At 62.1% G+C, this 24805-nt stretch carries 22 protein-coding genes; 18 read left to right on the forward strand and 4 right to left on the reverse strand.

Annotated features, from left to right (window positions below; translation table 11 throughout):
* The 6 genes from ACIP02_RS11640 to ACIP02_RS11665 form a co-directional block, all read left to right on the forward strand.
* Positions 1–5526, forward strand: a 5526-nt coding sequence (locus ACIP02_RS11640; protein ID WP_400616463.1) for an immunoglobulin-like domain-containing protein, incomplete at its 5' end; no start/stop codon positions are given.
* A gap of 322 nt (positions 5527–5848) precedes the next feature.
* Positions 5849–6190 (forward strand): tryptophan synthase subunit beta, encoded by a 342-nt coding sequence (locus tag ACIP02_RS11645; protein WP_400617101.1) that lies wholly within the window; start codon positions 5849–5851, stop codon positions 6188–6190.
* Between the two features lie 197 nt (positions 6191–6387).
* Positions 6388–7287 (forward strand): TauD/TfdA dioxygenase family protein, encoded by a 900-nt coding sequence (locus ACIP02_RS11650; RefSeq protein WP_400616465.1) that lies wholly within the window; start codon positions 6388–6390, stop codon positions 7285–7287.
* Positions 7288–7304: 17 nt separating this feature from the next.
* A complete protein-coding gene (locus tag ACIP02_RS11655; RefSeq protein ID WP_400616468.1) occupies positions 7305–8324 on the forward strand; it encodes an ABC transporter substrate-binding protein in 1020 nt (339 codons plus the stop codon).
* Positions 8325–8330: 6 nt separating this feature from the next.
* Entirely contained in the window at positions 8331–9194 is an 864-nt protein-coding gene (locus tag ACIP02_RS11660; protein ID WP_400616470.1) for an ABC transporter ATP-binding protein, read from the forward strand.
* 14 nt (positions 9195–9208) lie between these two features.
* Positions 9209–10072 (forward strand): ABC transporter permease, encoded by an 864-nt coding sequence (locus ACIP02_RS11665; RefSeq protein ID WP_400616472.1) that lies wholly within the window; start codon positions 9209–9211, stop codon positions 10070–10072.
* 119 nt (positions 10073–10191) lie between these two features.
* Here ACIP02_RS11665 and ACIP02_RS11670 read toward each other — a convergent pair whose 3' ends face one another.
* On the reverse strand, positions 10192–10749 hold the full coding sequence (locus tag ACIP02_RS11670; RefSeq protein WP_201201615.1) for a WYL domain-containing protein: 558 nt from the start codon (positions 10747–10749) through the stop codon (positions 10192–10194).
* Between the two features lie 207 nt (positions 10750–10956).
* Between ACIP02_RS11670 and ACIP02_RS11675 the strand changes: the two genes are divergently transcribed.
* The 11 genes from ACIP02_RS11675 (at position 10957) to ACIP02_RS11725 (ending at position 21501) form a co-directional block, all read left to right on the forward strand.
* Positions 10957–11751, forward strand: coding sequence for a tetratricopeptide repeat protein (locus tag ACIP02_RS11675; protein WP_400616476.1), 795 nt, complete (start codon positions 10957–10959; stop codon positions 11749–11751).
* Positions 11752–12059: 308 nt separating this feature from the next.
* Entirely contained in the window at positions 12060–12512 is a 453-nt protein-coding gene (locus ACIP02_RS11680) for a MarR family winged helix-turn-helix transcriptional regulator (RefSeq protein WP_400616479.1), read from the forward strand.
* The gene (locus ACIP02_RS11685; protein WP_400616482.1) at positions 12509–14596 is read left to right on the forward strand and encodes an FUSC family protein; all 2088 of its coding nucleotides are present in this window, start codon (positions 12509–12511) and stop codon (positions 14594–14596) included. The genes ACIP02_RS11680 and ACIP02_RS11685 overlap by 4 nt, the downstream gene beginning before the upstream one ends.
* Positions 14593–14805 (forward strand): DUF1656 domain-containing protein, encoded by a 213-nt coding sequence (locus tag ACIP02_RS11690; RefSeq protein WP_400616484.1) that lies wholly within the window; start codon positions 14593–14595, stop codon positions 14803–14805. The genes ACIP02_RS11685 and ACIP02_RS11690 overlap by 4 nt, the downstream gene beginning before the upstream one ends.
* Positions 14802–15677, forward strand: a complete 876-nt coding sequence (locus ACIP02_RS11695) for an efflux RND transporter periplasmic adaptor subunit (RefSeq protein ID WP_400616487.1) — start codon at positions 14802–14804, stop codon at positions 15675–15677. Before ACIP02_RS11690 ends, ACIP02_RS11695 begins: the two co-directional genes overlap by 4 nt.
* Entirely contained in the window at positions 15674–17092 is a 1419-nt protein-coding gene (locus ACIP02_RS11700; RefSeq protein ID WP_400616490.1) for an efflux transporter outer membrane subunit, read from the forward strand. The genes ACIP02_RS11695 and ACIP02_RS11700 overlap by 4 nt, the downstream gene beginning before the upstream one ends.
* Positions 17093–17779: 687 nt before the next feature.
* A complete protein-coding gene (locus ACIP02_RS11705; RefSeq protein WP_400616492.1) occupies positions 17780–18055 on the forward strand; it encodes a hypothetical protein in 276 nt (91 codons plus the stop codon).
* A complete protein-coding gene (locus ACIP02_RS11710; RefSeq protein WP_347931500.1) occupies positions 18052–18303 on the forward strand; it encodes a DUF3077 domain-containing protein in 252 nt (83 codons plus the stop codon). Before ACIP02_RS11705 ends, ACIP02_RS11710 begins: the two co-directional genes overlap by 4 nt.
* 383 nt (positions 18304–18686) lie before the next feature.
* A complete protein-coding gene (locus tag ACIP02_RS11715) occupies positions 18687–19013 on the forward strand; it encodes a type II toxin-antitoxin system RelE/ParE family toxin (protein WP_400616494.1) in 327 nt (108 codons plus the stop codon).
* A 13-nt stretch (positions 19014–19026) separates the two neighbouring features.
* Positions 19027–19311, forward strand: a complete 285-nt coding sequence (locus tag ACIP02_RS11720) for a helix-turn-helix domain-containing protein (protein ID WP_400616496.1) — start codon at positions 19027–19029, stop codon at positions 19309–19311.
* Between the two features lie 246 nt (positions 19312–19557).
* Complete coding sequence (locus tag ACIP02_RS11725; RefSeq protein WP_400616498.1) at positions 19558–21501, forward strand: FTR1 family protein; 1944 nt, start codon at positions 19558–19560, stop codon at positions 21499–21501.
* 153 nt (positions 21502–21654) lie between these two features.
* On the opposite strand, the gene ACIP02_RS11730 is transcribed toward ACIP02_RS11725, so the two are convergent.
* Complete coding sequence (locus tag ACIP02_RS11730) at positions 21655–21900, reverse strand: TIGR02647 family protein (protein ID WP_400616500.1); 246 nt, start codon at positions 21898–21900, stop codon at positions 21655–21657.
* Positions 21901–21969: 69 nt separating this feature from the next.
* Positions 21970–22269, reverse strand: coding sequence for a hypothetical protein (locus tag ACIP02_RS11735; RefSeq protein WP_400616502.1), 300 nt, complete (start codon positions 22267–22269; stop codon positions 21970–21972).
* A gap of 147 nt (positions 22270–22416) precedes the next feature.
* Here ACIP02_RS11735 and ACIP02_RS11740 point away from each other — a divergent pair, with 147 nt between their 5' ends.
* Positions 22417–23079 carry a glutathione S-transferase gene (locus ACIP02_RS11740; protein ID WP_400616505.1) on the forward strand — a complete coding sequence of 221 codons (663 nt, stop codon included), beginning with the start codon at positions 22417–22419 and terminating at the stop codon, positions 23077–23079.
* A 108-nt stretch (positions 23080–23187) separates the two neighbouring features.
* Here the strand turns inward: ACIP02_RS11740 and argH are convergent, their stop codons facing one another.
* Complete coding sequence (argH, locus tag ACIP02_RS11745) at positions 23188–24582, reverse strand: argininosuccinate lyase (protein ID WP_400616507.1); 1395 nt, start codon at positions 24580–24582, stop codon at positions 23188–23190.
* Positions 24583–24805: the final 223 nt, after the last annotated feature.

Raw genomic sequence — 24805 nt, forward strand, 5'->3', positions numbered from 1 at the left:
GGCGGCAAGATCACCTACACCGCCACCTTGACCAACAAGGCTGGCACCGACCTGGTGATCAAGCTGAGCAATGGCGAGACCATCACCATCGCGGCTGGCTCGAAAGAAGCCTCGATCACCGTCGACGCGCCAAGCGACGATGTGTACATCGATGCTGAAGACCTGAGCGTGAAGGTGGAAAACACCACCGGTGGCGACTTCGAGAAGCTGGACGTCAGCAGCACTGCTGCCGTGACCAAGGTGACCGACACCATCGACACCACCACCGTCACCCTGACGGCGACTTCGACAGTTGCTGAAGGTGGGGTAGTGACCTACACCGCCTCGGTCAACCACAAAGTCACCGGCTCTGACCTGGTCGTGAAACTGGCCAACGGCCAGACCATCACCATCCCGGTTGGCGAATCGTCGGCTTCGGTACCGTTCACCGCGCCGAACAACGTCCATAACACCAACCTGGACCTGAGCAACAAGATCACCGATATCTCGGGCGGTAACTACGAGAAGACCGTAGCCGTCGGCGAGCCAGTGACCACGGTTACCGACAACCCGGCGACCCCGGACATCACCACGCTCACCCTGACCGCCACGGACACCGTGGCCGAAGGCGGCAAGATCACCTACACCGCGACCTTGACCAACAAGGCCGGTACCGATCTGGTGATCAAGCTGAGCAATGGCGAGACCATCACCATCGCGGCCGGCTCGAAAGAAGCCTCGATCACTGTCGACGCGCCAAGCGATGACGTGTACATCGATGCTGAAAACCTGAGCGTTAAGGTGGACAGCACCACCGGTGGCGACTTCGAGAAGCTGAATGTCAGCAGCACTGCCGCTGTGACCAAGGTGACCGATACCATCGACACCACCACCGTGACCTTGACTGCCACGCAAAGCGTGGTCGAGGGCGGCGTGGTTACTTACACCGCTTCGGTCAACCATAAAGTCACCGGCTCGGACCTGGTCGTGAAACTGGCCAACGGCCAGACCATCACCATCCCAGTGGGTGAGTCGTCTGCTTCGGTGCCGTTCACCGCCCCGAACAACGTTTACAACACCAACCTGAACCTGACCAACAAGATCACCGATATCTCGGGTGGTAACTACGAGAAGGTAGTGGCTACCGGTAGCCCGGTCACTGTGGTGACCGACGTACCTGGTACCAAGGACACTACCAACCTGAGCCTGACCGCGACCCCGTCCGTGGCCGAAGGCGGCTACATTACCTACACCGCCACCTTGACCAACAAAGCTGGCACCGAGATGACCGTCAGGTTGAGCAACGGCGAGACGATCACCATCGCTGAGGGTGCCACCCAGGGCAGCGTCACCATCAAGGCACCTGCGGACGATCCGTACATTGATGCGGGTACAGTCCAGGCCAAGATCGATGGCAGCACTGGCGGTGACTTCGAACAATTGTCCACAAGCGGCGCCTATGCGGTAACCCAGGTGACCGACACCATCGACCACACCGGTCTGAGCCTCAGCGCCACACCGGCAGTCGAAGAAGGTGGCCAGATCACTTACACCGCCACCTTGACCAACAAGGCCGGCACCGACATGACGATCAAACTCAGCAACGGTGCTGTCATCAGCATTGACGCGGGCAAGTTGTCGGGTACCGTTACCGTTCCGGCGCCAGCGGATGACGTCTACATCGATGCCGGCAATGTTTCGGCGAAGATCACCGAAACCAGTGGTGGTAACTTCGAGAAGCTGGATGTCAACGTCACCCCAGCGGTTACTGCGGTCTCGGATACCATCCAGACCACCACCCTGAGCATCAGCGGTACCACCGCAGTCGCCGAAGGTGGCAATGCCACGTATGTCTTGAACCTGACCAACAAGGCCGGGACCGATGTCACCGTCAAACTGACTTACACCGGCACTGCGACCGATGGCACGGACTACACGGGCGTGGCCACCGTGGTGATCAAGGCCAACAGTACACAGGCAACATTCACCATTCCGACCTTCAAGGATAACGTCACCGAAGGCACCGAAAATTTCACCGTCAAGATCGATTCGGCCACTGGCGGCAACTTCGAGAAGCTCGCCATCAGCACCAGCGCCGGAAGCGTGACTACCCAGATATTTGAACCGGCTCCGGTTCTGGACCTGGATGGCAATGACTCCAGCGGCAAGACGGGTGCCGACTACCAGACCACCTTCACCGAGAACCAGCCGGGTAGCGGCGTGTCGATCGGCGACGTGGACGTCACCATCACCGACTTCGACAGCTCGCAGCTGACGGGGGCGACGGTCACCCTGACCAATCGCCAGCCGGGCGACGCGCTGAACCTGGGTAACAGTGTCAATGGCATCGTTATCAACGCCAACAGCACCGAAGGCAAGGTAGTCCTGACCCTGAGCGGCACTGCATCGCTGGCTGATTATATCCAGGCGATCAAGAACATCACCTTCATCAACAGCAGCGAGGACCCGAGTACTACGCCGCGAGTCATCACTGTGACAGTGACGGACGGTGTGAACACCTCGAACACCGCCACAACCACGGTGAACGTCATCGCGGTCAACGATGCACCGGTTGCTACCGGAGGCGCTGTTACCGGTGTCGAAGACACGCCGCTGGTACTGACCTGGAGCGACTTCAACGTTTCCGACGTCGACAGCGCCCTTTCGAGCCTGGGTGTGACCTTTACCCAGTTGCCAGCGGGCTCGCTGCAGCTCTACAACGGTACCGCTTGGGTCAATGTGAGCCAGAACCAGACTGTCAGCCAGGCCGACATCAACGCCGGCAATCTGCGGTTCGTGCCGAAACTCAACGAGTCGGGTATCGACGGCTACGGCGGAACGGGCATCGGTAACAAGCAGGCTGACTACGCCCAGATCAAGTACAAGCCTACCGACGGTATCAGCCAGGGCAGCGAAGCGACCATGAAGGTCGATATCCGCCCGGTTGCCGACAAGCCGACCCTTAGCTTCGGCAGCGCCGATATCGAGTCCAAAGGCCTGACCAAGGAAGTCTGGACCACCCTGAAAAACCTGGGTACTGGCGGTAACGGTATTACCGGTGAAGAGCTGAAGACGGTGTTTGCCAACTCTGGCAATGCCAACTCCAGCAGCACCACCACCAACGTGCAGTCCGATGCTAGCGTTGCAGGTGGCAGCGGCTCGAAAACGTCGGGCCTGATCTACTTGGAAGCCGGCAAGACCTACACCTTCAGCGGTTCCGCTGACGACAGCTTCGTGGTCACCATAGGTGGCAAGACTGTGGTCACCGCTACCTGGGGTGCTGGTGGCGGGGTTTCGGGTAGCTTCACCCCGACTACCAGTGGCTACTACCCGATTGAGGTCTACCACGCCAACCAGTCTGGTCCTGGCAGCTATGACCTGAACATCCAGGTAGGTTCTGGTGCGGTCACCGACCTGAGCAGCTCGAACATCAAGATGTACCAGAACGTGACCGAGATGGCCAACGCCGGCCTGGGCGTGTCCGACCTGCACACCGTGAATGGCCAGAGCTACTACGACGGTTACAAACTCAACGAAGGGCCGGAAGGTGGCTCGGTGAAACTGGTCGGTATCAATACTGCCCTGACCGACACCGACGGCTCCGAGACGCTCGCCGTGACCCTCAGCGGTATTCCGAAAGGTACCGTGCTGAGCGATGGCGCCGGCCATACCGTGACTGTCGGCAGCACGCCGGTGGATGTGACTGGCTGGAAACTCAGCGGCCTGACGCTGACCCCGCCGGCTTACTACAAGGGCTCGTTCGACATCACGGTTACCTCGACTTCCACTGAAAGCCTGGGCGGTTCGGCCATCACTACCGGCAACATCCCGGTGACCGTGTACGCCGCGACCTATAAGGCCAGCGTGGGCACCTCGGGTAACGACGCGCTCACCGGCAGCGAAGGCAATGACATCATCGTTGCAGACGTTTCCGGGCTGAACGTGGTAGCAGGCAAGAACTACAACATCGCCTTTATCGTCGATAGTTCGGGCAGTATGACTGATGAGTCGATTGCTGCTGCCAAGACGCAGCTGGCTTCGGTCTTCTCCACCCTTAAAGCAAGTTTGGGGTCTGACACGTCGGGTACGGTCAACGTCTTCCTGGTTGATTTCGACTCTCAGGTCAACAAGAACGTGGCAGTGAACCTCGCCGATCCGAATGCCCTGAACCTACTGCAAGCCGTCTTGAAGTCGATGCAAGGCGGGGACGATGGTGGCGGTACCAACTACGAAGACGCTTTCAAGACCACTGCCAACTTCTTCAAGAGCGCAATGGCGGCCGGTAACACGGGGGCGGAGAACCTGACGTACTTCATCACTGACGGCAAACCGACGTATTACCAGCGCAATGAAGTTACCGACAAACGCCTGTGGTCGGGCGGCAAGACGCTCGATGAAGTAGTCAACGTCAACAACTACAAAGTTGGCGGCACCTTCAGTGAGTGGGCTGATTCGACTCACAAGGTTGATATCAGCAGCGCTGGCGTTGTGAAGGTGACGACGTATGGCTACAACTGGTGGGGCAACTTCGTTGCGACCTCTACCGACACGTTGGGGACCATACATGCTCAAGGAGACGGCACGTATGAATTCTCCAGTCAGGGCGGCACCGGCAGGGGGAATTCCTCTAACTGGAATGATTCGGCATCGAATACGACCGATAGCTTCATGCTGCTGGGCGGTAGTACGACCGTACCGGGCCTGAGCAAGGTCTACGCTATTGGCTTGAACGACGACATCAGTCTTTCTGATCTGAAAGCGTATGACAGCGCTGGCAAGCCACAGACCAACATCGATCCGTCCGACCTGGCGAAGGCGATTCTTGGCCACACCGAAGCGACGGTGCCAGGTGCCGATACCGTCGACGGCGGTAACGGCAACGACATCATCTTCGGCGATCTGATCACCCTCAACGGTGTCGTCAGCGAGGGCTACCAGGCCCTGCAGACCTACGTGGCGCAGAAGAGCGGTGTCGATGTCAGCACCGTCACCACCAGCAATGTCCACCAGTACATCACCGAGCACTACACCGAGTTCGATATCTCCGGTGCCAAAGACGGCAACGACATCCTGTCGGGCGGCAATGGCAACGACATTCTCTTCGGCCAAGGTGGTGACGACACGCTCGACGGTGGCAAGGGCAACGACATCCTGCTGGGCGGCACAGGCAAGGATGTCCTGATCGGTGGCCAGGGCGATGACATCCTGATCGGTGGCAGCGGTGCCGACACCTTCGTGTGGAAGGCAGGTGATTTCGGCAACGACGTCATCAAAGACTTCAAGATGGGCGAGAAGGACAAGATCGACCTGAGTGACCTGCTGCAAAACGAGAAGGGCAGCACCATCGACAACTACCTGAAGCTCACCACCGTGGATGGTACGACGACGCTGCAGGTCAGCAGCGAAGGCAAGCTCAACGCCGCGGGTGGTATCGCCAACGCCGATGTGACTATCAAGCTGGAAGGGGTGAACTGGTCCAACCAGACCGTCAACTCGTTGATCAGCGGTGGTGACCCGACCATCATCATCCACAACAAGGACAACTGATGTGCTAGTGGGCCGTGCCTGACAGGCGCGGCCTTTGCCCGACTGGCGCGGTCCCCTGTAGGAGCGGCCTTGTGTCGCGAAAGGGCTGCAAAGCAGCCCCGGCGATTTCGGCGTTGATGCTGAAACCATGGGGCCGCTTTGCGGCCCTTTCGCGACACAAGGCCGCTCCTACAAGGGATCGCGTTAGCCTGGCAGTGGCTACACCGGCCCTTTCCTGCCATCTTCCGACAGCGCATACTCTGGCGCCGGGCCTGCGTACCCGGCGATCTTTGCCTATGCTGCTGTCTACCAACAAGGAACCAACGTGACGAGGGACACCGCCATGTTCTACGTGCAACGCGACGCCACTGGCCAGCTGCTGCGGGTAGAAGCAGCCGCTTTTGACGAGTTCACCGAAATGCTTCCCGCCGACCATGCCGATATCCAGGAATGGTTTGCCGATGACGTCGTGGAAAACAGCCTCAACCAGCTCAAGCAAAGCGACCTTGACATGATCCGCGTGCTTGAGGACCTGATCGATGTGCTGACCGCCAAGGGAGTGTTCAACATCACCGATCTGCCCGCTGGCGCGCAGGCCAAGCTGCTCAACCGCTCCAAGGCGCGCAAGGCGCTCAGCAGCCTGACCAACCTCATCGAAGAAGAAGAGCAGGGCGGGTTGATCTGATCATTGGCGAGCCAATACCGGTGCTATAGTTATTCTGTAAAGGTATTTAAATTATTGCTCTTATGACTTTATAGTCACTTCCACTGCGTACCCGTCGACCAATCGATGCGCCGCACGACTCGAACCCACACGGGAAATCCCCGTGCGTTTCTGATCGTTGCGCGCCATAGAAGTCGCGCACTGCGTGGGAGTGAACAATGTCAGCCGCCTCGAACGCCTTGTCGACCATCGACAGCGCCCAGCCGCAACCCTTTGAAATCCGCCCGTTCGCCGGTGCCGTCGGCGCCGAGATCATCGGCCTGGACCTGGCCAAACCGGTCAACGCCGAGGATTTCAAAAAAATCCATCGCGCCCACCTCGACCACCATGTGCTGGTGTTCCGCGACCAGCGCATCAGCCCGGACCAACAGATTGCCTTCAGCCGCCGTTTCGGCGAGTTGCAGATCCACGTACTCAAGCAGTTCCTGCTGGCCGGCCACCCCGAAATCCTGATCGTTTCCAACATCATCGAAAACGGCCAGAACATCGGCCTGGGTGATGCCGGCAAGTTCTGGCACTCCGACCTGTCGTACAAGGAGCTGCCCAGCCTCGGCTCCATGCTGCATGCCCAGGAACTGCCCAGCGAAGGCGGCGACACCCTGTTCGCCGACATGCACAAAGCCTGGGACGCGGTGCCTGACACCCTGCGCAAAGTGGTCGAAGGCCGCGATGCTGCTCATTCCTACACCGCCCGTTACGCCGAGACCAAGTTCGAAGGCAACTGGCGCCCGACCCTGACGGCCGAGCAATTGGCGCAGGTGAAAGAAGTCATCCACCCGGTCGTGCGCACCCACCCGGAAAACCACCGCAAGGCGCTGTTTGTCAGCGAAGGCTTCACCACCCGCATCGTTGGCCTGCCAGACGACGAAAGCCGCGACGTGCTGCAACAGCTGTATGCCCTGAGCGTGCTGGAGCAGAACATCTACCGCCACCAGTGGCAGCCCCACGACCTTGTGTTCTGGGACAACCGCTCGCTGATCCACCTGGCCGCCGGCTGCCCGGCCCACCTGCGGCGCAAGCTGTACCGCACCACCATCCAGGGCGATGCCCCGTTCTGACGTCTGAGGAAACCATCATGCGCAAATCCATCAGCCGCCTGGCGGCAAGCATCGGCCTGGGCGCAAGCCTGGTCATTGGCAGCTTGGCTGCCCCCGCCGCGGCGCAAGCCGAAGGCAAGATCCGCATCGCCGAGCAGTTCGGCATCGTCTACCTGTTGCTGAACGTGGTGCGAGACCAGCACCTGATCGAGAAGCACGGCAAGGAGCAGGGCATCGACATCGACGTCGACTGGGCCCAGCTGTCGGGTGGCTCGGCCATCAACGACGCCCTGCTGTCCGGCTCGGTTGATATCGCCGGTGCCGGCGTCGGCCCGCTATTGACTGTATGGGACCGCACCAAGGGCCGGCAGAACGTCAAGGCCGTGGCCTCGCTGGGCAACTTCCCGTATTACCTGGTCAGCAGCAACCCCAATGTGAAGACCATCGCCGACATCTCCAACAAGGACCGCATCGCCGTGCCGGCGGTAGGCGTTTCGGTGCAATCGCGCTTCCTGCAGTACGCCGCTGCCCAGCAATGGGGCGACAAGGAATACAACCGCCTCGACAAGTACACCCTGGCCGTCCCGCACCCGGATGCCACCGCTGCACTGCTGGCCGGTGGCACCGAGCTGAACGGGCACTTCTCCAACCCGCCTTTCCAGGACCAGGTACTGGCCAACAAGGACGTGCACGTGGTGCTCAACAGCTACGACCTGCTTGGCCCCAATTCGCCGACCTTGCTGTTCGCCACCGAGAAATTCCGCACGGACAACCCGAAAACCTACAAGGCGTTCGTTGACGCGCTGGCTGAAGCCGCTGACTTCGCCCAGAAGGACAAGGCCGCTGCTGCCGACACCTACATCCGCGTGACCAAGGCCAAGATTGACCGCGATACGTTGATCAAGCTGATCGACAACCCGCAATACGAATTTACCGTCACGCCCAAGAACACCTACAAGCTGGCCGACTTCCTCTATCGGGTAGGCGCCATCAAGCACAAGCCGGAATCGTGGAAGGACTACTTCTTCCAGGACGAACGCCCGCTGCAGGGGGGCTGACCGATCATGACCGCCCCTTTGCCAGGCCACACGGCCAGCAACCTGAGCCGTGTCGCCACGCCGCCTTTGCTCAAGGTGGATAACCTCAGCCTCGAATACCGCACCGCGCAACGCGTGGTGCGCGCCACTCACCAGGTCAGCTTCGAAGTCGATCGTGCCGACCGTTTTGTACTGCTTGGCCCCTCCGGTTGCGGCAAGTCCACCTTGCTCAAGGCCGTGGCCGGGTTTATCCCGCCGCAGGAGGGGCAGATTCTGTTGCAAGGCCAGGCAGTCCACGGCCCAGGCCCCGATCGCATCGTGGTGTTCCAGGAGTTCGACCAACTGCCACCGTGGAAAACGGTGAAGCAGAACGTCATGTTCCCGCTGCTGGTGTCTGGCCAGCTCAAGCGCGCCGAAGCTGAGGAACGTGCGCTGCATTACCTGGACAAGGTCGGGTTGGCGGCGTTCGCCGATGCGTATCCGCATACCTTGTCGGGCGGCATGAAGGCCCGTGTCGCGATTGCCCGCGCTTTGGCCACGCAGCCGAAGATCCTGCTGATGGACGAGCCGTTTGCTGCATTGGACGCGCTGACCCGGCGCAAGATGCAGGAAGAATTGCTGCTGCTGTGGGAGGAGGTGCGTTTTACCTTGCTGTTCGTCACCCACTCCATCGAAGAAGCGCTGGTGGTCGGCAACCGCATCCTGCTGTTGTCGCCACACCCGGGGCGGGTGCGGGCTGAAGTACACAGCCACCAGTACGATCTTGGCAGCCTGGGCGGCAGTGATTTCCAGGCCAGTGCCCGGCGTATCCACCGTTTGCTGTTCGATGAGGCAGACGTTCCGGAGCAGCCCGACGACCTGGGCTTCAACGACATTCGCATCGCCTACTGACAGGAGCTTCAGCCATGACCACTACACCTGTACGCCAGGAATACGAGGTGCAGCTGCAGCCCCTGCTCAGTGTGCCTGTGGAACGTCAATTGCCCCTGGCCCAGCGCTTGTGGCAGCAGGGCTGGCTGCGCAAGGCGGTGATCCTGCTGGTGATCGCCTTGCTGTGGGAGGCCGCCGCCCGCTACCAGGGCAACGACCTGCTGCTGCCCAGCTTCCTGCAAACAGCTGCAGCCCTTTGGGACGGGCTGATCAGTGGTGAACTACCGGCCAAGGTCGGGGTTTCGCTGGTGATCCTGCTCAAGGGTTATGTGCTGGGTATCGTCCTGGCCTTCGGCCTGACCAGCCTTGCGGTGTCGACCCAACTGGGGCGTGACTTGCTGGGCACGTTGACCTCGATGTTCAACCCCTTGCCGGCGATTGCCCTGTTGCCGCTGGCCTTGCTGTGGTTCGGGCTGGGTGACAACAGCCTGATTTTCGTGTTGGTGCATTCGGTGCTGTGGGCACTGGCCTTGAATACCTACGCTGGCTTTCTCGGCGTATCCGAGACCCTGCGCATGGCTGGCCGCAATTATGGGCTGAAGGGCCTGCGGTTGGTGCTGCACATCCTGGTGCCGGCGGCCTTGCCGTCGATTCTGTCGGGGCTGAAGATCGGCTGGGCGTTTGCCTGGCGCACGCTGATCGCCGCCGAACTGGTGTTCGGCGCCAGCAGTGGCAAGGGCGGGCTGGGCTGGTACATCTTCCAGAACCGTAACGAGCTGTATACCGACAAGGTGTTTGCCGGGTTGGCGGTGGTGATTCTGATTGGTTTACTGGTGGAAGGGCTGGTGTTCAATACCCTGGAGCGGTTGACCGTTCGGCGCTGGGGGATGCAGCGCTAGCGGGTGAACCTGTGCTGGCCTCTTCGCGGCGGTTCGACGCCTCGATAAACCCGCTCCTACACGGGTTGATGAAATACTTGTAGGAGCGGGCTCACCCGCGAAGAGGCCGGCACAGGCAATCAACTCAGGTACTGCGCCGCCGCATTGCTCAGAATCCTGCCAATCTCCTCGCGCAACCCCGCTGGCTGCTCCACCACCACCCCATCGCCATGGCTCAACAGCCACCAGCGCAACGGCCAGCCATCGCTCACCGTAGCCCGCAACCGGTGCCCATGTTCCAGCGCTGTCAGCTGCATGTCGCTGCTCAGCGGCGCTTCGCGCAACTGCCGCGCCAGCGCATCGCTGATCCGCGCCACCAGCTCCACGCCCTCACCCTGGGCCGGCTGCAGCGCATCCCCACGCAGGTGCGTCAACAAGTCGAAATTGCCGCGCAACTCGCCCACCGCACTCGCCGACCAGTGCCAGCCGAACGGGATGCTCTTGTCATTGCGTTCCAGCGGGAAGATCAGCGACAACTCATTGAGGTCGCGCTCGACAGTGCGTTTACTGACCGTGAAGCCCACATCGCGCAGGCGCCACACCAGCTCGGCGCTGGTAATGCCTGGAGAGCGGCTGGGCAGCTGGCGCAGCAGCGCCCACTGACGGCTGAGGGTGGCGCGAGTGGTGGCGAACGGCAAAAGGTAACGTCCTTGTCTAGGCTTGCCGCAATAGGATGGCGGCACGCGAGGGGCATGGCAATTGGCCACAGCCTGCTCAGATCAAGGAAGTCGCATTTGGTTGCCTTGTGCCGAATCGTTCGCGACAGGTTTTGACGTGACGTCACGCAGAATCACGCCTCATCACAGCCGAAGGTTGGGGTTGTGCGTCGTTCAATGAGGATGAACATGTCTGCTGCCAGCAATATCCATTCGCTGCTCGCCCGCCTTTTACCCGAGCGGGTCATCGCCCCACCTGCACCCGCCGGGAGGCGGCATCGATTGTTTGCCGGTGTCGGCTTGCCCAGCCAGCGCTCGCTGCTGGTCAACCGCCTGGACGAAGCCAGCGACCTGGAGGCGGTCTATGCAGATCTGCGTCTGCAGGCCCTGCAAGGCAGCGTGGCGGCACTCAACGACCTCGGCTGGATCTGGCTCAACGGCAAGTACTGGCGTGCCGATACCGTGCTGGCCGGGCACCTGCTGCGCATGGCGGCCCTGCAGGGTAATGCAGCCGCCTGGTTCAACCTGGGGCAGCAACACTACTTTGGCAAGGGTATCGACCCCTCCTATGTACAGGCGGCGGATTGCTATCGGCAGGCCTTCGAGCGCGGCATGCTGCACGCGGCGGCGGCTTTGGGCGACCTGTATGAAGAAGAAGTGTGCGATGGCGACCTGGAATGGCAGGTCGACCTGGTGCAGGCCTACCAGTGGTTCATGCGTGGGGCTGAGCGGGGCGAGGCGCGTTGCCGCTTTGAGGTGGGGTACCGGCTGATGCACGGGCTGTATGTAGAGGCCGACATCAAGGCCGCGCTGTATTGGCTGGAACTGGCGGCTGCGGCCGGGGTGGTGCAGGCGGCCGAGGAGCTGGCGGTGCATTTCAGTAGTCGGGACGCGCTGCGCTACCAGGAATGGCGAGACCGGGCGGTGCAGATGGGCAGTACATTGGCCCTGACCATGAAGCTGGAGGACCAGATTCAGCCCTGATTCTTGGCATCATTTCTACGGCCAGCGCGAGCCCTGTAGGAGCGGCCTTGTGTCGCGAAAGGGCCGCAGAGCGGCCCCAGCAATATCAGATTGATACACAAATCCTGGGGGCGCTTCGCACCCCTTTCGCGACACAAGGCCGCTCCTACACGGCTATGCGTTACCCAAGCTGGTACCGATAGGGCAGTGCAAAACCCCCAGCATGAACAACAATTCATCCATACCCCCCGTCACCCCCTGTTGACGACAGGGGGAGGGGCAGGCGTATATTGATAGTTAGCAAACTATGAATATCCTTGGTTCCTTCCATGTCCCTTGATCTCCTGCGCCTGCAAGTCAGCAGTGGCATGGTGGTTGCCGCTCGCCATTGGCGGCGCATCTGCCACACCGCCCTGACCAGTTACGGCATCTCCGAGGCCTGCGCCGCGCCGTTGCTGATGATCGTGCGCCTGGGCGACGGCGTGCACCAGGTGGCTGTGGCCCAGGCCGCCGGCCTGGAAAGCCCGTCGCTGGTGCGCCTGCTCGACCAGCTGTGCAAGGCCGGCCTGGTCTGCCGCAGCGAGGACCCACTCGACCGCCGCGCCAAGGCCCTGAGCCTGACCGCCGAAGGTCGTGCCCTGGCCGAGGCCATCGAAACCGAGCTGGTGCGCCTGCGCCGCGATGTGCTGCACGACATCGACCAGGCCGACCTCGAAGCCGCCTTGCGCGTGCTGCGCGCCTTTGAAGCTGCCGGCCTGGGCAGCGCAGGCGGGGTGGCATGAACGGCTTCTTCAGCTCGGTTCCCCCAGCGCGCGACTGGTTTTACGGCGTGCGCACCTTTGCCGCGTCCATGATTGCCCTGTACATCGCCCTGCTCATGCAGTTGCCGCGCCCCTACTGGGCCATGGCCACGGTGTACATCGTCTCCAGCCCGTTCGTCGGCCCCACCAGTTCCAAAGCCGTGTACCGCGCCGTGGGCACGCTGCTCGGTGCCGGTGGGGCGATATTCCTGGTGCCGCCGCTGGTGCAGTCGCCGTTGCTGTTGAGCATCGCCATCGCCCTGTGGACCGGCACCTTGCTGTTCCTGTCGCTGAACCTGCGCACGGCCAATAACTACGTGCTGATGCTGGCTGGCTACACCTTGCCGATGATCGCCCTGGCGGTTGTGGATAACCCGCTGGCGGTGTTCGACGTAGCGTCCTCCCGCGCCCAGGAAATCTGCCTGGGCATCGTCTGCGCGGCCGTTGTCGGGGCCATCTTCTGGCCGCGCCGCCTGGCGCCCGTAGTAGTCGGCGCCACCGGCAACTGGTTCACCGAGGCGATTCGCTACAGCGACACTTACCTTGCCCGCGATGTCAGCGCCGACAAGGTCGGCGGCATGCGCGGGGCGATGGTTGCCACTTTCAACTCGCTGGAGCTGATGATCGGCCAGCTCGGCCACGAAGGCGCCGGCCCGCATACCCTGAAGAACGCCCGCGAACTGCGCGGGCGGATGATCCACCTGCTGCCGGTAATCGACGCGCTCGATGATGCACTGGTGGCCCTGGAAGGCCGCGCTCCAGCCCAGTTCGCCCAGCTTCAGCCCGTGCTCGCCGCTGCCCGCGAATGGCTCAAGGGCACTGCCGACAGCGCGTCCGTAGCACGCTGGGCCGCACTGCACGAGCACATCGACCGCCTGCAGCCCGGCGCTGCCATGCTCGATCAGCGCGCCGAACTGCTGCTGTCCAACGCCCTGTACCGCCTGACCGAATGGGCCGACCTGTGGCAGGACTGCTGCTCCCTGCAACACGCGCTGCGGACCGATGATGCCAAGCCTTGGCGCGCGGTCTATCGCCACTGGCGCCTGGGCCGGCTGACGGCGTTCTTCGACCGTGGCCTGATGCTGTATTCGGTGGCCTCCACGGTACTGGCTATCGTGGTCGCCTGCGGCCTGTGGATCGGCCTGGGCTGGAACGACGGCGCCAGCGCGGTGATCCTCGCCGCCGTGTCGTGCAGCTTCTTTGCTGCCATGGACGACCCGGCACCGCAGATCTACCGGTTCTTCTTCTGGACGCTGATGTCGGTCATCTTCTCCAGCCTGTACCTGTTCCTGGTACTGCCTAACTTGCACGACTTCCCGATGCTGGTGCTGGCCTTTGCCGTACCGTTCATTTGCATCGGCACCCTGACCGTACAGCCGCGCTTTTACCTGGGCACCTTGCTGACCATCGTCAACACCTCGACCTTCATCAGCATCCAGGGCGCTTACGACGCCGACTTCTTCACCTTCCTCAACTCCAACCTGGCCGGCCCGGTTGGCCTGCTGTTCGCCTTCATCTGGACCTTGGTCATGCGCCCGTTCGGCGTGGAGCTGGCGGCCAAGCGCATGACCCGCTTTGCCTGGCGCGACATCGTCGAGATGACCGAGCCAGCGACCTTGGCCGAGCACCGCCAGGTCGGCGTGCAGATGCTCGACCGCCTGATGCAGCACTTGCCACGCCTGTCGCAAACCGGCCAGGACAGCGGCGTGGCCCTGCGCGACCTGCGCGTCGGGTTGAACCTGCTCGACCTGCTGGCGTATCTGCCGCGCGCTGGTCAGCAGGCCCGTGAACGGCTGACCACGGTCATCGAGGAAGTCGGCGCCCACTACGCCGCCTGTCTGCGTGCCGGTGAACGCCTGCATGCCCCCGCCGCGCTGTTGCGCAACATGGAGCGGGCGCGGCTGGCGCTGAACCTGGACGAGCTGTACGAGCGCGGCGACGCCCGCACCCACCTGCTGCATGCCCTGAGCGGCCTGCGCCTGGCGCTGTTGCCAGGGGTGGAGGTGATGCTCGAGCCCGCCGAACAACCCCAACTGCCCCCCGGCCTCGACGGAGCGCCCCTGTGATTGGTGAACTGGATATCAGCGGGGTGTTCCTGCCCACGCTGCTGGTGATGATGTTTGGCACCTACCTGTTGTTCCTGGGGGTGCACGCGGTGCTGGTGCGCCTGCATTTCTACCGCCTGGTCTGGCACCGGGCCTTGTTCAACGTTGCCCTGTATGCCGTGCTGCTTGGCGCGGTGAACCACTTTTGCCGAAACCTGATGCTGCCATGAAAAAACCTTTGCTGACCCTGGGCCGTGTGGTCCTGACCTTGCTGGTAGTGACCTTCGCCGCCGTGCTCGTGTGGCAGATGGTGGTCTACTACATGTTTGCCCCCTGGACCCGCGACGGCCACATTCGCGCCGACGTCATCCAGATCGCCCCCGATGTGTCCGGGTTGATCCAGAAAGTCGAGGTGCGCGACAACCAGACCGTCAAGCGCGGCGACGTGCTGTTCACCATCGACCAGGACCGCTTCACCCTGGCCCTGCGTCAGGCCAAGGCCACCCTCGGAGAACGCCAGGAAACCCTGGCCCAGGCCTCCCGCGAAGCGCAGCGCAACCGCAAGCTGGGCAACCTGGTGGCTGCCGAGCAGTTGGAGGAAAGCCAGTCCCGCGAGGCCCGCGCCCGCTCGGCCGTCAGCGAGGCGCAGGTGGCGGTCGATACTGCCAAGCTCAACCTCGACCGCTCGGTGGTGCGCAGCCCGGTGGATGGCTACCTCAACGACCGCGCGCCGCGTAACCACGAATTCGTCACGGCCGGCCGCCCGGTGCTGTCGGTGGTCGACAGCGCCTCGTACCACGTTGACGGCTACTTCGAGGAAACCAAGCTGGGCGGTATCCACATCGGTGATGCCGTGGACATCCGCGTGATGGGCGACAACACCCGCCTGCGCGGCCATGTGCAAAGCTTCGCTGCCGGCATCGAAGACCGCGACCGCAGCAGCGGCGCCAACCTGTTGCCCAACGTCAACCCGGCGTTCAGCTGGGTGCGCCTGGCCCAGCGTATTCCGGTGCGCATCGCCTTTGACGAAGTACCTGAGGACTTCCGCATGATTGCCGGGCGTACTGCCACGGTGTCGATCATCGAGGGCCAGCGCCCATGAAACAGCTGATCCTGGCCGGTCTGTGCCTGTCGCTGGGCGCCTGCATGATGGTCGGCCCTGACTATGACGTGCCGACGGACGCGGCGGTACAACGCAGTGACCTCAACGGCCCGCTGCGCCAGGATGCCGACAGTGTAGTCTCGGCGCCTGTGCCCGAGGACTGGTGGCAGCTGTATCAGGATCAACGGCTGAACGAGCTGGTGCGCCAGGCCCTGAGTGCCAACACCGAGCTGCGCGTGGCCGCCGCCAACATCGCCAAGGCCCGCGCCCAGGTTGAAGTGGCTGAATCGCAGGGTGGCTTCAACGGTGGCGTCAAGCTGGGTGCCCAGCGCCTGCAGGAGTCGGGTGAAGCCTTCCTGCTGCCCGAGAAGGTGCCGGTCGCCAACATCGGCGAGGCCATCATCAGCGCCTCGTACCAGTTCGACCTGTGGGGCACCTTCAAGCGTGGCACCGAGGCCGCCAAGGCCAATGCCGACGCGGTGCAGGCCGCAGCCGACACCGCCCGCATCACCCTGGTGGCCGACGTGGTCAAGGCCTACACCCAGGTATGCTCGGCCAACGAGGAATACCACATCGCCCGCGAGTCGCTCGATTTGCAGGAGCAGAGCGTGAAGCTCAACCAGCGCCTGCGTGATGCCGGCCGTGGCGACGAAACCCAGGTCACCCGCTCACAAACCCAGTTCAAATCCTTGCGTGCCGAACTGCCACGTTTCAAGGCCGAGCGCGAGACCGGCATGTACACCCTGGCCGCATTGCTGGCCAAGCCGGTGGACCAGTTGCCTGTCGGCACCGCCGATTGTGCCGAGCTGCCGCACCTGAACCAGCTGGTGCCGGTGGGCGACGGTGCCGCGCTGCTCAAGCGCCGTCCTGATGTGCGCCAGGCCGAACGCCAGCTGGCTGCCGCCACGGCCTACATCGGCGTTGCCACTGGCGCGCTGTACCCCGACATCAGCATCGGCGCCCAGGTCGGTACCATCGGTATCCTGGAAAACCTCGGCGAGCCGTCGACCAACCGCTGGGGCTTTGGCCCGCAGGTCAGCTGGAGCATCCCCACCAACGGCACCCGCGCCCGCATTCACATGGCCGAAGCCTCGACCCAGGCTGCCCTGGCGAATTTTGATGGGGTTGTGCTTAACGCCATTCGCGAAACCCAGACCCGCCTGGCGCAGTACAGCGCCCTGCTGGACCGGCGTGATGCGTTGGCCGAGGCGGAGAAGTCGGCCAAGGAAGCGTCGGATCAGACCCACCGCTATTACCAGGCCGGGCGTGAGTCGTTCCTGGCGGATTTGCAGGCGACGCGGACGTATACCGACATGCGCGCGCAGCTGGCGGCGGCCAATAGCCAGGTGGCGTTGGGGCAGATTGGGGTGTTCCTGGCGTTGGGTGGGGGGTGGAAGGATACGGGTAGGCATTGAGGTAGGGCTGCCATGTGCCTGTCTTAAGTCCTTCAGCGCTTATGAGATCGAGCGCCGCCCGCGCGGCGCTTCGCGGGGCAAGTCGGATCGCCGCACCGCCGCTCCCACATCTGTTTCGGGCCAATTATTCCTGTGCCTTTGGCGCGCGCACCCTGGGTGCATGGCTTGAAATTGATGAAGAGCGCTGACGCAGCCGATATCGAATGGAACAAACAAGGCGGCCAGCGGTGAACTCACAGGAGTGATTGGCCCGAAACAGACTGTGGGAGCGGGCTTGCCCCGCGAAGCGCCGCGCGGGCGGCGCTCGATCTCATAAGCGCTGAAGAACTTCAGACAGGCACCTCGCAGCCCCTACGCGATCCCCTTGCGCCCGTAAGACATTTCCGAACCTGAAACCAAATGCTTCAGTTCGGATGCTCTGTCGAATTATCCTACAGCACCTGTCGGATGGTGCTGTCTTGGCTGGGAAGTGTTCCCGGACTAATGTCGTGGGGTCGCCTCGCAAGGCGATCGGGCGTGAGACACCCGGTTTTCATTCGGTAGCACCGCTTTATGGCGGTCGTGTGCGGACAGGCTTCGGCCTGGCCGGGGTTACCGTATGTCCCGTGTCTCACACCGTGCACGACTGCCACCCAACTTCGTGAGACAAGGAGGAGAGCAGTTCAATCCACCATACGGAGTTCTGCCATGAATAAGCTCGTCCCCGATCCACCTGTTACCGATCTGCTTCTACTCGACCCTCCCGCGCTCTCACTAATCGAGCCACTCAGCCCCAAAGACTGCGAAGTGCTGATCAGCGCCCTCACCCTGACCATCGACCACACCACCACAGCCCTGCTCGACAACCCTCCTGGCGACATGCGCAATGCCATGGGCATGAATATTCGCTTGATCTGCCGCCTGATCAATGCCGTGTGCGATCACACACATGTCACTCACCACGATCAAGGAGCGACCCGATGAGCAATGATCCAAGAGACTCTGCAACCGCAGGGGTGGAAACCTTCGACCTGTTCCGCCTACAGCCCAATGTGCCGTTCAGCCATGCGTTTTCACAGTTGTCGGTGTTGCTGGGCTGTATCCGCCACCTGACCACCGAAGCGGAAATGGAGAACGACCGCATTGCCGGCAGTGCTGCGCGGATACTCAGTGAGATGGCCAAGGCGTTGATCGATGATATGGAGCGAGGAATGAGCAAGGTTCTTCAATAGCCGTCAAGAACTTGGGGCCGCTGTGCGGCCTCATCTTTTAGCCTGACTGGTCCTCCTCAGCTGAAACCAAATAGACGATGATTCCTACAAGGCCAGTCGTTGGCCGCCGACTAGGCCAGGAGCAACACCTGGCTTAATTTGTTCGCTCGCCTTTTCAGGTGAGTCGCCTTGTCCATTTTTCTGATTGTGTCGCAATCAACGGCAGGCGCTTGAGTACTCGATTTTATATCGATACCGATATAAGCTGTGCGTGAGACTCTTGGAGTCTGATCGTCGCCATGCATGCCAGAAAGGCGCTGCGGGATGATCACCACATTGCTGAAGGTGAGGCGCGGTAGGCGAGCACAGCGGGTGATTGGCACGAGAGCAAAGGAGCCTGCGGCATGTGGGACGGTCAGAAGCCTATCGAATGGGTGGGCGGCAGCAAGGATGATGTGCGCAGGTTCCCACCCGTGGCGAGGCAGCGGGCTGGGTACCAACTGGATTTGATCCAGTCCGGTGAAGAGCCTACGGACTGGAAGCCGGTGGAGAATGTAGGGCAGGGTGTGCGGGAGATCCGTATCAAGTGTAAAGACGGTGCTTTTCGCGTGTTCTATGTTGTGAACCGCCCGGAGGCTGTCTATGTCCTGCATGCATTCCGCAAGACAACTGAAAAGACGGATAAGCGCGATATTGATGTGGCTAAGGCCCGATTCAGGTCGCTGGACTGAGAGGTGATCAACCATGGCGAATGAACGCTCGACATCGGTATGGGACGCGTTGGCTGATACGCCAGAAGAGGCCGACAACCTTCGGCTGCGCTCGCAGCTGATGCGGATTTTGGTCAAGACGGTACGTACCTGGGAACTACCCCAGAAGGATGCGGCGCGTCGGCTTCATGTCTCTCAACCGCGCTTGAGTGAGCTGTTGAACGGGAAGATAGACAAATTCTCCCTGGATGCCCTGGTGAACTTGCTGGCCAATGCCGATCTGGAAGTGGATTTCACAGTGAAGGAAAAGCTCGCCTGAATCGATGGTTGTCTTCAGTAACTTTCAGGCACCCAGGGCAACGGGGTATTTGCGGTTCATGTGGGAGCGGGTTTACCCGCTAAGAATGCAATACGGTGTATGGCACCGGCTGTGCCGGTGTTCGCGGGTGAACCCGCTCCCACAGGGATAGCGTCCGGTCCTCGCCCAGGACTTCATCAGATTTGTACCAAGATTTTTCATGAAATCCGCCCAGCACCCTTGAGGGAAGCCAAGTCGGAGTAAACAATGTTCTCTTTCGCATTCCCTTTGAGACTGGCCATGAAAACCCGTTCCCGTCTGCTTGCCTGGTTGCCGGTTATATTGCTCGGCCCGGTGCTGGCGCTGTGTAGCACTTTGGCGCTGGCAGAAGCCCCCGCCGAGGCTACCAAAGCCCTGCACCTGCTGGACTACATTGGCGCCGACTACCCGCCCACCGTGCAGGACGGCAAGGTGATCGACGATAGCGAATACCGCGAGCAGCAGGAATTCAGCACGGTACTGGCCGAACTGGTCAAAGGCCTGCCCGCCAATACCGAGCAAGCTGCACTGGAACAGGGCATCCAGGCGCTGCGCCAGGCCATCGAGCAGCGCCATGAGGGCGCGGCGGTTGCGAAGCAGGCCCGCCAGCTGGGCGCGCGCCTGGCAGTGGCCTACGAGGTCAGCCAGGCCCCGGTAATTACCCCGGACCCGGCCCGTGGCGCTTCGCTGTATGCGCAAAACTGCTCGATCTGCCACGGCGACACCGGCGCCGGCGATGGCCCGGCAGGCGTCGGCCTGCAGCCTGCCCCGGCCAACCTGCGCGATGTTGCGCGCCTGGACCAGTTGAGCCTGTTCGACCTCTACAACACCCTGGCCCTGGGCATCGACGGCACCGAGATGCCATCCTTTGCCGACCAGCTGGACGACCGCCAGCGCTGGGACGTAGCGGCCTACATCGCCAGCTTCACCGCCAAGCCGGAAGCCGGCAAAGGCGACAAGACCTGGAACATCGCCGACCTGGCCCGCCAGACCCCGGCCGAAGTTGCCGCCAACGAAGGCAATGCGGTCGTAGAAGCGTTCCGCGCCCAGCGTGCGCAGCCGCCGCAGGTTAAACGTGGCCCGGCGCAATTGCTCGAATACACCGCCAGCACCCTGGACAAGAGCCTGGCTGCCTACCGCGCAGGTGATCACGACCAGGCCTATGACCTGTCAGTGGCGGCTTACCTGGAAGGCTTCGAGCTGGTGGAAAGCTCGCTGGACAACATCGACACCCAGGCGCGCAAGGATACCGAGAAATCGCTGATGGCCTACCGTCAGTCGCTGCAGGACGGATTGCCCGTGGCCCAGGCCGAACAACGCCTGAGCGAAGCCAAGGCCAAGCTGGAACTGGCTTCCAAGCTGCTGGGCAGCGATGGCCTGAGCTGGTCGCTGAGCTTTGTCTCCGGGTTGCTGATCTTGTTACGCGAAGGCCTGGAGGCGATTCTGGTGCTCGCGGCGATCCTGGCCTTCCTGCGTAACACCGGGCAGCAGTCAGCGGTGCGCAGCGTTAACATCGGCTGGGCGCTGGCACTGGTCGCCGGCTTTGCCACCTGGGCGCTGGCAGCCTATGTGATAGACGTAGGCGGGGCCCAGCGTGAACTGCTGGAAGGCTGCACGGCGCTGTTCGCCGCGGTGATGGTGCTGTGGCTGGGCGTGTGGATGCACGACCGTCGCCACGCCGCGGCATGGAAGGACTATATCAAGAGCAGCCTGGTCAGCGGCGGCGGGCGCTTCGGCTTTGCCGTGCTGGCGTTCTTCTCGGTTTACCGCGAACTGTTCGAAGTGATTCTGTTCTACGAAACCCTGTGGCTGCAAGCAGGCCCTGCCGGGCACCAGGCGGTGCTGGCCGGTGGCGCTACGGCGCTGATGCTGCTGGTGGGATTGGCGTGGGTGATTCTGCGCGGTTCGGCCAAGTTGCCGCTGACGCTGTTCTTCAGCATCAACGCCGCGCTGCTGTGTGCATTGTCGGTGGTCTTCGCCGGGCATGGCGTGAAGGCATTGCAAGAAGCCGGGGTGCTGGGCACGCGACCGGTGGCGTTCTTCGAATTCGATTGGCTGGGGATTCATGCCGACGCCTACTCGCTGTTGGCGCAGGCGGTGGCCTTGCTGGCGATCGTGTTTCTGTACGGGCGTTCGCGCCTGGCGGAAAAGCGCAGGGCAACCGCTAACTAAAAACCTTACGCGATCCCCTGTAGGAGCGGCCTTGTGTCGCGATGGGCCGCAAAGCGGCCCCAGGATTTCAGCAGCGCTGCACAAATTGCTGGGGCCGCTCTGCGGCCCGATCGCGACACAAGGCCGCTCCTACACGCAGACCGCGAAGGGAGCTCAGGCCGGCTGTGGCGCCTTGAGAATGCTCTGCAGCAACTGAACGCTGTCGACAGCGTCATGACCCAGGCTGGTCAGGTAGCCGCCATCAGGCTGATCGGTCAGCCCTTTTTCATGCAGACGTTGCGCAGCCGCAATCAGGGCCGGGGACGCGGTGCTGGTTATCTTGATGCCTTCCTGGCTGCTGTCGTGTTTGAACAGCGCGAGTACTTCCATTTCGTCGATCAGATCGGGGGTAAAAGGCATGGCGACTCCTGACTTCCAGACAAGGATGACGGCACTCTCTACGGTGCCTGATCTTCGAGTGTAGCCGGGTTATTCATCCTCGCCTTGATCCATCTCAGGTGGCAGCTCTGGCAGCGCCCTCAGGGCGCTCTCGTACCACGCGCGGTCGAACTCGCGGTCTTCCACCAGCATGTTGTCAATTTCGAAGGCCAATACATGGGCCATCAGGTTGAGAATGTCATCGCGCTCATAACCGACCAGGGTCAGTTTGTTGAACGTGGCTTTCGCCGCCGCCGGGTCGCCGCTTTCGATCTGGTTTTCGATGGCCTGGGTCAGCGTGGCCTCGGCGAAGGCTTCGTCGTCGTTGTCGATGTCGGTGGGCTCGCTCATGGCGCTACTCCTGTGATGGGATGCACAGTGTGCCACGCCCGTGGCGGCAATGCCCGGGCATTGACGGGGTGCATGACGCTGGTCAGGGGCCGGCGTTCGGTCTATAAAAGCCGAGCCCACCCCTTACGGCCTGGAGGCTGTTACCTCATGCTCAAGCTTCATGGATTCTCGGTCAGCAACTACTACAACATGGTCAAGCTGGCCCTGCTGGAAAAAGGCCTGCCCTTCGAGGAAGTCACCTTCTATGGCGGTCAGGCGCCACAGGCGCTGGAAGTGAGCCCGCGCGGCAAGGTACCGGTGCTGGAGACCGAGCACGGCTTCCTCAGCGAAACCAGCGTGATCCTCGACTATATCGAGCAGACCCAAAGCGGCAAGGCACTGCTGCCGGCCGACCCGTTCAAGCAGGCCAAGGTGCGCGAGCTGCTCAAGGAAATCGAGCTGTACATCGAGCTGCCGGCCCGTACCTGCTACGCCGAGTCGTTCTTTGGCATGTCGGTGGAGCCGCTCGTCAAGGAGAAGGCCCGTGCCGACCTGCTGGCCGGTTTTGCCACCCTCAAACGCAACGGGCGTTTTGCGCCGTATGTAGCGGGTGAGCAGCTGACCCTGGCAGACCTGATGTTCTGCTTCTCGGTCGACCTGGCTTATGCGGTGGGCAAGAAGGTGCTGAACATCGACTTGCTGGCGGACTTCCCGCAGGCCAAGGCGTTGCTGCAGCTGATGGGCGAGAACCCACACATGGCGCGGATCGCAGCAGACAAGGAGGCGTCGATGCCGGCCTTCATGGAGATGCTTCGTAGCGGCAAGCGCTGAGTTCAGTGTTGGGCCATTCGCGGGTAAACCCGCTCCTACAGGTACAGCGCAACCCCTTGTAGGAGCGGGTTCACCCGCGAACGAAGGCAAAGCCCTCGCCCAGGGGCCTTAACGCGAAGCCAGCAGGCCTTTGCCGCGAGCGACGGCAGCCCGCACCTGCGCCGGCGCCGTACCACCAATATGGTCACGCGCATTCACCGAACCTTCCAGGGTCAACACGGCAAACACGTCCTGCTCGATCTGGTCGCTGAACTGGCGCAGTTCGTCCAGGCTCATCTCGGCCAGGTCCTTGCCGGTGTCTACGCCGTACTTCACCGCATGCCCAACGATCTCGTGGCAGTCACGGAACGGCAGGCCACGGCGTACCAGGTAGTCGGCCAGGTCGGTAGCGGTGGAGAAACCACGCAGGGCCGCTTCGCGCATGATAGCGTGCTTGGGCTTGATTGCCGGGATCATGTCGGCAAAGGCACGCAGCGAATCGCGCAGGGTGTCGGCGGCGTCGAACAGTGGCTCCTTGTCTTCCTGGTTGTCCTTGTTGTAGGCCAGCGGCTGGCCTTTCATCAAGGTCAGCAGGCCAGTCAGGGCGCCGAACACGCGACCGGTCTTGCCACGTACCAGTTCTGGCACGTCCGGGTTCTTTTTCTGCGGCATGATCGAGCTGCCCGTGCAGAAGCGGTCGGGCAGGTCGATGAACTGGAACTGCGCGCTGGTCCACAGCACCAGCTCTTCGGAGAAGCGCGAAAGGTGCATCATCGCCACGCTGGCCGCCGCGCAGAATTCGATGGCGAAGTCGCGGTCCGAGACGCCGTCCAGCGAGTTGCCGCCCACGGCTTCGAAGCCCAGCAGCTTGCAGGTGAGTTCGCGGTCGATCGGGTAGGTGGTGCCGGCCAGCGCGGCGCTGCCCAGCGGCATGCGGTTGGTGCGCTTGCGGCAGTCGACCAGGCGCTCGTAGTCGCGGCTGAGCATTTCGAACCAGGCCAGCAGGTGGTGGCCGAAGGTGACCGGCTGCGCGGTCTGCAGGTGGGTGAAGCCGGGCATGATGGTCTCGGCTTCACGCTCGGCCTGCTCCAGCAGGCCCTGCTGCAGGCGGGTGATTTCGGCCAGGATCAGGTCGATCTCGTCGCGCAGCCACAGGCGGATATCGGTGGCCACCTGGTCGTTGCGGCTACGGCCGGTGTGCAGCTTTTTGCCGGTGATGCCGATGCGGTCGGTCAGGCGTGCTTCGATGTTCATGTGCACGTCTTCGAGGTCGACGCGCCAGTCGAAGTTGCCAGCCTCGATTTCACCCTGGATGGTGTTCAGGCCATCGACGATGGTGTCGCGCTCGGCATCGCTGAGCACGCCGACCTGCGCCAGCATGGTGGCATGGGCGATCGAACCCATGATGTCGTGGCGGTACAGGCGCTTGTCGAAGTCGACCGAGGCGGTGAAACGGGCGACGAAGGCGTCGACGGGCTCACTGAAGCGGCCGCCCCAGGACTGATTGGTCTTGTCGGTGCTCATGGATTCACTCATTGCAGGCGTGAACGAAAAAGTGGCGCCGATAATAGCAGGGTTGGGCTGGCTGCCGCAGGGCGCCGGTCGAGAGAAATGCCCGGAAAATGGCAGAGAAGGATTTTAAGGAATGAACGGCAGTGTTCCACGGACCGTCTACAGTTGGACAGAGGACTGGCGGTGAATCTGCCAGCCGAGTGAATCTTTGGCCATCGCACCGGTCTAGAGCGTG

The organism is Pseudomonas sp. NPDC089408, assembly GCF_044749445.1.
In the GTDB taxonomy this organism is placed as follows: domain Bacteria; phylum Pseudomonadota; class Gammaproteobacteria; order Pseudomonadales; family Pseudomonadaceae; genus Aquipseudomonas.

Excerpts from the sequence above, each read along its gene's own strand:
- ACIP02_RS11645 (WP_400617101.1), top strand. The coding sequence starts at position 5,849 with ATGTTCTACGTGCAACGCGACGCCACTGGCCAGCTGCTGCGGGTAGAA.
- ACIP02_RS11650 (WP_400616465.1), top strand. The coding sequence starts at position 6,388 with ATGTCAGCCGCCTCGAACGCCTTGTCGACCATCGACAGCGCCCAGCCG.
- ACIP02_RS11655 (WP_400616468.1), top strand. The coding sequence starts at position 7,305 with ATGCGCAAATCCATCAGCCGCCTGGCGGCAAGCATCGGCCTGGGCGCA.
- ACIP02_RS11660 (WP_400616470.1), top strand. The coding sequence starts at position 8,331 with ATGACCGCCCCTTTGCCAGGCCACACGGCCAGCAACCTGAGCCGTGTC.
- ACIP02_RS11665 (WP_400616472.1), top strand. The coding sequence starts at position 9,209 with ATGACCACTACACCTGTACGCCAGGAATACGAGGTGCAGCTGCAGCCC.
- ACIP02_RS11675 (WP_400616476.1), top strand. The coding sequence starts at position 10,957 with ATGTCTGCTGCCAGCAATATCCATTCGCTGCTCGCCCGCCTTTTACCC.
- ACIP02_RS11680 (WP_400616479.1), top strand. The coding sequence starts at position 12,060 with ATGTCCCTTGATCTCCTGCGCCTGCAAGTCAGCAGTGGCATGGTGGTT.
- ACIP02_RS11685 (WP_400616482.1), top strand. The coding sequence starts at position 12,509 with ATGAACGGCTTCTTCAGCTCGGTTCCCCCAGCGCGCGACTGGTTTTAC.
- ACIP02_RS11695 (WP_400616487.1), top strand. The coding sequence starts at position 14,802 with ATGAAAAAACCTTTGCTGACCCTGGGCCGTGTGGTCCTGACCTTGCTG.
- ACIP02_RS11700 (WP_400616490.1), top strand. The coding sequence starts at position 15,674 with ATGAAACAGCTGATCCTGGCCGGTCTGTGCCTGTCGCTGGGCGCCTGC.
- ACIP02_RS11705 (WP_400616492.1), top strand. The coding sequence starts at position 17,780 with ATGAATAAGCTCGTCCCCGATCCACCTGTTACCGATCTGCTTCTACTC.
- ACIP02_RS11710 (WP_347931500.1), top strand. The coding sequence starts at position 18,052 with ATGAGCAATGATCCAAGAGACTCTGCAACCGCAGGGGTGGAAACCTTC.
- ACIP02_RS11715 (WP_400616494.1), top strand. The coding sequence starts at position 18,687 with ATGTGGGACGGTCAGAAGCCTATCGAATGGGTGGGCGGCAGCAAGGAT.
- ACIP02_RS11720 (WP_400616496.1), top strand. The coding sequence starts at position 19,027 with ATGGCGAATGAACGCTCGACATCGGTATGGGACGCGTTGGCTGATACG.
- ACIP02_RS11725 (WP_400616498.1), top strand. The coding sequence starts at position 19,558 with ATGTTCTCTTTCGCATTCCCTTTGAGACTGGCCATGAAAACCCGTTCC.
- ACIP02_RS11730 (WP_400616500.1), bottom strand. The coding sequence starts at position 21,900 with ATGCCTTTTACCCCCGATCTGATCGACGAAATGGAAGTACTCGCGCTG.
- ACIP02_RS11735 (WP_400616502.1), bottom strand. The coding sequence starts at position 22,269 with ATGAGCGAGCCCACCGACATCGACAACGACGACGAAGCCTTCGCCGAG.
- ACIP02_RS11740 (WP_400616505.1), top strand. The coding sequence starts at position 22,417 with ATGCTCAAGCTTCATGGATTCTCGGTCAGCAACTACTACAACATGGTC.
- argH (WP_400616507.1), bottom strand. The coding sequence starts at position 24,582 with ATGAGCACCGACAAGACCAATCAGTCCTGGGGCGGCCGCTTCAGTGAG.